This is a genomic window from Microcoleus sp. Pol12A5, assembly GCF_036701435.1.
Classification (GTDB): Bacteria; Cyanobacteriota; Cyanobacteriia; order Cyanobacteriales; family Microcoleaceae; genus Microcoleus.
This window is the reverse complement of record NZ_JAUBQU010000198.1, coordinates 1-6,546: the sequence shown is the minus strand read 5'-3', so window position 1 is coordinate 6,546 and position 6,546 is coordinate 1. Positions and strand designations below refer to the sequence as shown.

The window sequence follows — 6,546 nt, the reverse complement described above, 5'->3', positions numbered from 1 at the left end:
ATCTATTGCTGGCATGGTGCTGACAACCGAGTGCATCGTGGTTGACAAGCCTGAACCGAAGGATGGCGCTGCTGCTGCTGGCGCTGGCGGCGGCATGGGCGGCGGCGACTTCGATTACTAATTAATCGTCGTCTTTAAAGTAGGTGGGGGCGCAAGGGCCCTCACCTACTTTATTTTTTATGTAGTTGATTAATGAATCAAGTTATAATGGCGTTCTCTCTAGTACACTGAGAGGCGCTATGAAAGCAGAAGTTCTCAAAAGATTATTTAGGGCGATCGCGAGTGCCGACACAGAGGCGATCGACAAACTCACACACCTAGTCATTGAGGAAGAGCGCCAGAAGGGACACACGCTACTAGCCGACCAATTAGAGAATATTACCAAAAAGAGCCAGAAAGAGAAATCGACCTCTAACAGCAAAGCAGCTTCGCCAGTACCAAATAGCCGACAAGCTTTAAGCGAACTGCCGACAAGTAAGCGATTAAACCTTCCTTTAGTGACTGTCATAGGAAGGGAAAAACTGCGGCATCACATGGTGCTTCCTGAAGTTATTGAAAAACGTTTCCAGCGAATTGAGCGCGAGTATGCAGCAAGAGATAGGCTTGCTCTTCACGGACTCCGCTACAGACAAAAAATTCTTCTGTACGGTTTCCCCGGCTGTGGTAAGACACTTGGAGCAGAGCGTTTAGCTTGGAATACAGGTTTACCACTTCTCAAAGTTCGATTTGATGCAATGGTATCATCTTTTTTAGGGGAAACGGCGAGTAATTTGAGGCTGGTTTTTGAAGAAGCATCAAAAAATCCCTGTTTGTTGTTTCTTGATGAATGCGACTCGATTGCTAAATCAAGAGAAGACCATCAGGAAGTAGGAGAAATTAAGCGAGTGGTAAATACATTTCTTCAGATTTTGGATGAATATGAACCCACCTTTGGTCTGATTGTAGCGGCTACAAACCTCACTAAATCTCTTGATACTGCACTGTGGAGACGATTTGATGATTTGATAGAAGTACCAAAGCCCGGAGAAAAAGAGTTAGAATTTATCCTAAAAGAAACACTATCTGCTATGGAAGTAGGCTCTATTAACTGGCCTGTGTTGATTGATCAGATGAGAGATTTTTCTGCTGCTCAAGCTGTGAGGGTAGCACAAGATGCTGCTAAACGGGCAATTCTTGAGCGAGAGGAGCTGGTGATTCACGAACACTTGGAAGAAGCGATTAAAGAAATCAAGGTTACATAAATTTATTTTTTTGTGTCAGGAGAAGTAAATGGTTGAACGTTCTGATAGATTTCCGCATATTCAGCTCAGCCTTGCAAAAGAAGGAATTGCTGCAAGTCCACAAGGAGGAGGCAGGAACAAAGATCCTCAAACACTCGCAAATTCTGGTGACAGATGGGGACATGGTAGTAGGCTAAATAGTTCAGTATCATCCATAACTGCTAATTGGAAAGATACTGAAGAAAAACGAGAAGAAGAAGAGCAACCCGAACTTCCTAAATCTCGACGCATTATCTTAAAAATAGATCCAAATTCTTTCGATCCAGAGAGTCTTAAATCCTATGGGATTGAGCTAATTGCAGAGATCGAAGATGGATATATTATTGGTGCATCAGCAGATTTAGAACTTAGTGAACTGCGAAATAAAATAGGAAAATTTATTAGAGAAGAATATGGTGGTGGAAAAGTTGCAGAAATCTGGGATCTGATTGACGGAATAAAAAAGCCAGAATACATTCTTTCGCCAGAATTAATGGCTCATTGGGATCTAGTTAAAGATGACCAGATATACACAGTTGATGTAGGTATTGCTTGTTTAGGGATTACACCTAAGTTGCCTAATTCTCCAAAGAGAGAAACTAATGAAAGTGATGAGCATTTTGAAAAAAGAGTTAATCGTTGGATTGACAAACGTGACTTTACCTATGAAAACTGGGATGATATAAAGTCCGAAAGAGAAAATGAGTTCACAGAATTTATTCAAAATTATAAAGGAGAAATATTAAATATAGTTGATGGAAGTATTCCTCAATCAGCTAAATTACCAGATAGTTTTTCCTGTAGAATTAAAATTTCAGGTAAAGGATTAAAAGATTTAGTTTTCAACTTTCCTTATATTTTTGATGTCAGTGAGCCTGATGAGTTTGCTGAATTTGTTGAGCGAGAAGCTTTATCTGATGTTGATACTCCTACTTTCAAACTACAAGCACCGAAATTAAATGCTCCCAAGGTATGTGTTATAGATAGTGGGATTCAAGAAAGGCATCCTCTCTTAAAAGCAGCAATTGATTGCGATAATTCAACATCTTGGGTGCCGGGAGAAACCGACCAAATTGCTGACCGTGTTAGGAATGGCGGCCACGGAACCAGGGTAGCTGGTGCAGTCATTTACCCCATAACCATACCTCGTACTGGAAAGGAAAAAGCTATTTGCTGGATTCAAAATGCGAGAGTCCTTGATGTTAATTGTCAACTACCTAAACAGCTATTTCCACCGAAATTGCTAGGTGATATTGTGGACTTTTATCACGGTCAAACAAAAACTAGAATTTTTAATCATTCTATTACTGGGTCTGTTCCGTGCCACACCCAATATATGAGTCCTTGGGCAGCGGCGATTGATAATTTGACATGGAAAAATGATATATTGTTTATTGTGGCAGCAGGTAATTTACCTTTCAGTGGAAAAATAGGATATACAAGATTATCTGTCAAAGATCATCTGGCAGCAAATCGGCTATGTCCAGATTATCTTTTAGAAAATTCTTGTAGAATTGCTAACCCTGCACAAAGTTTTCAAGCCTTAACCGTTGGATCAATTTCTCCAGCTTCTTATCATGCACTATCCTATTCTTCCATATCACAAAAGAATAAACCCTCAGCTTTTTCATGCTCTGGGTTAGGAATTTGGGATACAATTAAACCGGAAGTAGTTGAATATGGTGGGGACTTAATAAAAGATGAATCAATACCACCTAACATTATTTCACGTAAAGAAGTTTGTCCTGAATTAGTACGATCGACTTTGAATGGTGGACCAGCAGTTGCTGCTGACACGGTGGGAACGTCATATGCTACGCCAAAAGTCAGCCATATAGCAGCGTGTCTTGCTGCTGAGTTGCCGGATGAGAGTTGCCTTTTACATCGTGCGCTGATAGTACAATCAGCCAGATGGCCAGAGTGGGCAGAAGAAAAACTTGATACTGTTCGTCAAATTGGTTATGGCATTCCAAATATTGATCGCGCTTTAGGTAATTCTCCGAATCGCATCACTTTGATTACAAGAGAAAACCGTTATATCAAAGCCAGACAGGCTCATGTTTACCAAGTCAAATTGCCAGAAGGATTGCGTAGTCAGGGAAAAGAACATGAGATTTTGGTAGAAGTTACTCTATCTTACAAAGCACAACCACGTCGAACTCGTAGAAATCGTAGAAAATATCTTTCAACTTGGCTGGATTGGGATTGTAGCAAAAAGGAAGAAGATCCAGAAAAATTTCTGGCGAGGATTTTAAAAGAGTATGATACTCCAGAGAATGCAGATAAGGGACAGGAAGTTTTTCAGTGGACTATTGGCAAAAAAGCGAAAAACTATGGAAAAATTCATGGTGTTTCTAGAAGCGCGGGAACTGTTCAAAAGGATTGGACGGTTGTCAAGTCATTTGAACTTACAGAAGCATTCTGCATTGCAGTAGTTGGCCATGAAGGTTGGAATAACGATCCAGATGCAGAAGCACCCTATTCTCTCGTTATTAGCTTTGAAGCATTAGCATCGAATATTCCAATTTACACTCCATTTGTTGAGGCTCAAGTCGAAATAGAATTAGAGCAACAGGTGGAAATTAACTAAATATGATGTAGCTAAAGTAGCTAAATGCGATCGCACATATTTTTGTTATATTTAACCAGTATTTGCCCTGACAATTCCGGATCGTATAAAATTGACTACAGTCTAAATATTTTCAGCAACGCCCGACAACTCAACCCTCAACACCTCAGTCTCTCAACAACCACAGCAGCAGCCATGAAACTTTACCACACTCCCATTTCCCCCAACTCCCGCCGCGTCTGGATCGCCCTCTTAGAAAAAAACCTTGACTTTGAATTAGTAGAAATCCACTTAACCGGGGATAACTTACAGCCTGAGTTTGTCGCAATCAATCCTTTTCACCGCATCCCTGTTTTGGTCGATGATGACTTCACTGTCGTCGAGTCTCTAGCAATTCTTGACTATCTAGAAACGAAGTATCCCGAACCGGCAATGCTGCCAAAAGAACCGAAAGATTTGGCAGTTGTGAGGATGGTAGAATTGGTCACGGTTAACGAACTTCTACCGGGACTTAACCCACTAAGCAGTGAAAAAATGGGCTGGGGAACTCCACCAGCGCAGGAAATCGCCAAGGCTAAGGAAAAAGTCAATACTGTGCTGACATTCTTTGAAGGCTTGCTGGACGATCGCCCTTTTTTCGCTAGCAACACTGTTACCTTTGCCGAGTGCGTTGCCGGCACCGTCGTGCCCTTGCTATCTTGGGTTGATGTGTCCCTAGACGGCTATCCTAAAATTCAAGCTTGGTGCGATCGACTAATGTCGCGTCCCTCATGGCAGCAAACTCAATTCACCGAGGCAGACTTGGCGGCTTTCGTATCTCGGAGACAAAAGTTTCTCGCACAATCTCAAGCCTCATGAACCAATCAATTGTCAAGCGATCGCTCTTTTTCCTAGCTATTTTCGCCTGCATCCAAATTCCCATCGCAGCAATGGGGCAGCCCGCCGCCCGATCGAACTACGAAGCAATTAACCCTAAACACAGTTCCTTGCCGATCGCAAAATTACCGTCTCCAATCCCAAAGATATCGCAGCAAAACTCTTTAGCAGCGACACAGAATCTGAAGGCAGAAAAAGCGACCAAATTTCGGTTGAATATCCCACGCGAGAAACAGCGGTAATTGTCCAAACCGTCGTCGGTTTAGCTGACGATTCTGTTGCCGGAATGCGGCACCGCATCGAACTCAGACTCAGGCAAAATAAGTGGGAAATTGTCTGGGTTGGCCGACAATCCAAGTGTCAACCAAATCGCGGACACCAAGATTGGGCAAGCGGCCGCTGTCAGTAGAAAGGTCGATCGGCTTTTTGCTTAAATTCATCCATCCCGCGTGGGTTGCGAGGAACCAAGCTAGGACTTGACGCTAGTCACGAAAAACAGACGCACAGAAAGATTCGCTACCCCTGCTTCCCGATAGAAATAAGTTATTCATTCGTAAGCCCCAGAAGCAGTCTGGGCTCGGCGTTGTTCCCTGGCTGCGCGACAATCTTAAAACTATTTTCGGAGTCGATCGCTCTTTTAGTCAAAAAGAGCGATCGAACTCAGAAATTTACTTGCACATGATCAAATTTCCAGCCGAGATGAATCCGGGCACAGGGGCTGAAATCTCAACCCAATTGCGATTTTCTCCATTCTTATCTTTCACTAACTGGAAGTTCGGCACAAGCGTTACTTGACCGTTAGCCGCTACACCGCCTTTAACAGCAGAAGTCTTGGAAGGCTCGCTGCGGATAGCTAGACCCCTCGGCGCTACGCGAGGTTCTACTTGGCGACACAGACTTACGGGACCCGTTGCAGGTGCAGGTGCTGGCGCTGGCGCTGGCGCAGGTGCAGGTGCAGGTGCTGGCGCTGGTGCTGGCGCTGGTGCTGGTGCAGGTGCAGGTGCAGGTGCTGGCGCTGGTGCTGGCGCTGGCGCTGGCGCTGGTGCTGGCGCTGGCGCTGGTGCAGGTGCTGGTGCAGGTGCTGGCGCTGGCGCTGGTGCAGGCGCTGGCGCAGGTGCAGGTGCTGGCGCTGGTGCTGGTGCGGGACTTGGGGAAGGAGTTTGACTAATGGTGCACGAACCTAAATTACTTTCGTCGTTGGGATAGCCGCTAGCTACATACCCTGTGACGGGAGCGGTAATTTGAATCCAGAGGCGACCGTCGGAGGCTTTAACCGAAGTAGCGCCTTGGGAGAGCGTTACCTGAGTGTTAAGTCCTACCCCGCCCACTCTAGGGGATTTGGGGTCTGGGTTCTGGCGAACGGTCAAACCTTCTTTGGGAGTGACTTTACGGCAAAGGTTCCCAGCCTGGGCTATTTGAAACGTGGCGCTATCTTCAAAGGAAATATTTTCCGCATCTTGACTGACAGTGGATGTTGATGGGGCGGCAACACCGATGGCATTCGCCTGCAAACTTCCGGCTACGATCGCGATCGCGCCCAGCAATGCAGCGGGTTTATTCCAGCAATTCAAGTTTTTCATCCGTTCAACTCCTCACTTAACCACAATCATTATCTTAATTGCAGGTCAATATAGCAAAAAAATTGATTTGTCTTCCACCAAAAAGCTCTATATAACTTTTTTAGTACCGCAAGTCAAGTTTTATTTATATTATTTAATGTTTGGTGAGTTGAACGAAGACAAATAAAGCTGCTACGCCTATAAATCAATGGCACTGAAAAAGTCTCAATCACGCCCTCCGTTTAGATTTCAAGACAGAGCGAGGTTCCTGCATTCGAGGATA

The 6,546-nt window shown here is 44.3% G+C and carries 6 protein-coding genes; 4 read left to right on the top strand and 2 right to left on the bottom strand.

Features of this window, described 5'->3' with window-relative positions; translation table 11 throughout:
• The first annotated feature begins 239 nt into the window (after nt 1-239).
• The 4 genes from QUA45_RS27260 to QUA45_RS27245 are packed head-to-tail and all read left to right on the top strand — an operon-like array spanning nt 240 to nt 4,946.
• On the top strand, nt 240-1,241 hold the full coding sequence (locus QUA45_RS27260) for an ATP-binding protein (protein WP_333222967.1): 1,002 nt from the start codon (nt 240-242) through the stop codon (nt 1,239-1,241).
• Nucleotides 1,242-1,269: 28 nt separating this feature from the next.
• Nucleotides 1,270-3,849: a S8 family peptidase gene (locus tag QUA45_RS27255; RefSeq protein WP_333222965.1), complete on the top strand. Its 2,580-nt coding sequence runs from the start codon at nt 1,270-1,272 to the stop codon at nt 3,847-3,849.
• A gap of 24 nt (nt 3,850-3,873) precedes the next feature.
• A complete protein-coding gene (locus tag QUA45_RS27250; protein WP_333222963.1) occupies nt 3,874-4,686 on the top strand; it encodes a glutathione S-transferase family protein in 813 nt (270 codons plus the stop codon).
• Nucleotides 4,683-4,946: a hypothetical protein gene (locus QUA45_RS27245; protein ID WP_333222961.1), complete on the top strand. Its 264-nt coding sequence runs from the start codon at nt 4,683-4,685 to the stop codon at nt 4,944-4,946. The genes QUA45_RS27250 and QUA45_RS27245 overlap by 4 nt, the downstream gene beginning before the upstream one ends.
• A gap of 69 nt (nt 4,947-5,015) precedes the next feature.
• Here the strand turns inward: QUA45_RS27245 and QUA45_RS27240 are convergent, their stop codons facing one another.
• Nucleotides 5,016-5,144, bottom strand: a complete 129-nt coding sequence (locus QUA45_RS27240) for a hypothetical protein (RefSeq protein WP_333222959.1) — start codon at nt 5,142-5,144, stop codon at nt 5,016-5,018.
• A gap of 228 nt (nt 5,145-5,372) precedes the next feature.
• Nucleotides 5,373-6,284: an SH3 domain-containing protein gene (locus QUA45_RS27235; protein ID WP_333222957.1), complete on the bottom strand. Its 912-nt coding sequence runs from the start codon at nt 6,282-6,284 to the stop codon at nt 5,373-5,375.
• Nucleotides 6,285-6,546 lie beyond the last annotated feature (262 nt).